General features: G+C 66.3%; 2 protein-coding genes and 1 pseudogene. All 3 read left to right on the forward strand.

Going from position 1 to position 1,248, the window contains the following annotated elements; translation table 11 throughout:
* Positions 1-332: 332 nt before the first annotated feature.
* A pseudogene (locus AC08OX_RS09360) lies at positions 333-434 on the forward strand (IS6 family transposase); the annotation flags it as partial.
* Positions 435-546: 112 nt separating this feature from the next.
* Positions 547-786, forward strand: a complete 240-nt coding sequence (locus AC08OX_RS09365; RefSeq protein ID WP_476607447.1) for a type II toxin-antitoxin system Phd/YefM family antitoxin — start codon at positions 547-549, stop codon at positions 784-786.
* Entirely contained in the window at positions 783-1,211 is a 429-nt protein-coding gene (locus tag AC08OX_RS09370) for a PIN domain-containing protein (protein WP_476607448.1), read from the forward strand. The genes AC08OX_RS09365 and AC08OX_RS09370 overlap by 4 nt, the downstream gene beginning before the upstream one ends.
* Positions 1,212-1,248 lie beyond the last annotated feature (37 nt).

Raw genomic sequence — 1,248 nt, forward strand, 5'->3', positions numbered from 1 at the left:
GGCCAGGGAAGAGAACCCCAGCCGCCATCGCCGCCTCTCAGCAGCAGGCCCTGGACGCCGGTCTTGCATTCCATCTCCGGCGCTTCTGATTACGAGGCTTCCATCAAGGGTTCACCTTATTCACCCTTCCGGCCTTCCCCTCGCCTGTTCCCGACGGATGGACATCGGTTCTTGGGCTTTTCCCCGGGCTTCACACCCAGCCGCATGGGGTGCATGCGGCGCGCGTGCCAGGGTGGGGACGGGCTCCCGAGCACTAACCCGGAGACTCAGTACCGACCACCGGTCCTCCATCACTGGTCTCACTCACTCTGTGCGACTTCGTCGTCGCACCCCTGATCCAGAACATCCGCCGCGGCCACTACGAACTCGCCACCGACGCCCACCCCCAGCTGAAGCTGGCAGCCGCGTTCGTGGAAATCGCCGCCGCGACCTGACCGAAGGTCACCATGGCCGCTGACATGCTCTGCCCCCTACGAACGCAACACCGCCCCACGAACACCCTGAGGCGAGTAACGTAGGTACGTACCTACTGGGGAGGTGGTCGCAATGACCATGGTCTCGTCACGAGAGTTCAACCGCGACGTGAGCGCGGTCAAGCGAGCCGCCACCAGCGGGCCGGTGATCATCACTGACCACGGTCGGCCGTCGCACGTCCTGCTATCGTTCGCTGACTACCAGCGGCTCACTGGCAGCGCAGGCAGCTTGAGCGACGCGTTCGTCCTGGACGAGGAGATCGACTTCGAGCCCGTCCGGCCGCGAGACTCGATACGCGAGGTCGACCTGTGAGCTTCCTGCTCGACACCAACGTCATCTCGGAGCTCCGCAAGCCCGCCAAGCGAAGGGATGATCGATTCAACGCCTGGGCCGAGGCCCTGTCACCGTCGGACACCTTCCTCTCGGTCATCACCCTGCTGGAACTGCGCGCCGGTATTGAAAACAAGCGGCGGCAGGACGCCCGGCAGGCGGCCGTCCTGGACTCGTGGCTCGATCAGAACGTGCTCCCGGTCTACAGGGGCCGGCTGCTCGACGTCGACCGGGCCGTTGCCGACTCGGCAGCACGACTCCACGTGCCCGATCGGCGCCCAGCCCACGACGCCCTCATCGCAGCCACAGCCCATGTCCACAGCCTCACGCTCGTCACCCGCAACGAATCCGACTTCGCCCCCATGGGCACCCCGCTCGTCAACCCGTGGATCTCCCCGAGGCGGTGACGGCCCGGACGCCCGGGTCGGTCCCAGCCACCCTCGC

The sequence above is a fragment of the Frankia sp. CoBUL1 genome (genome assembly GCF_978021245.1).

Bases quoted from the DNA above. Each gene is read 5' to 3' on its own strand.
- AC08OX_RS09365 (WP_476607447.1), top strand. From the start codon at position 547: ATGACCATGGTCTCGTCACGAGAGTTCAACCGCGACGTGAGCGCGGTC.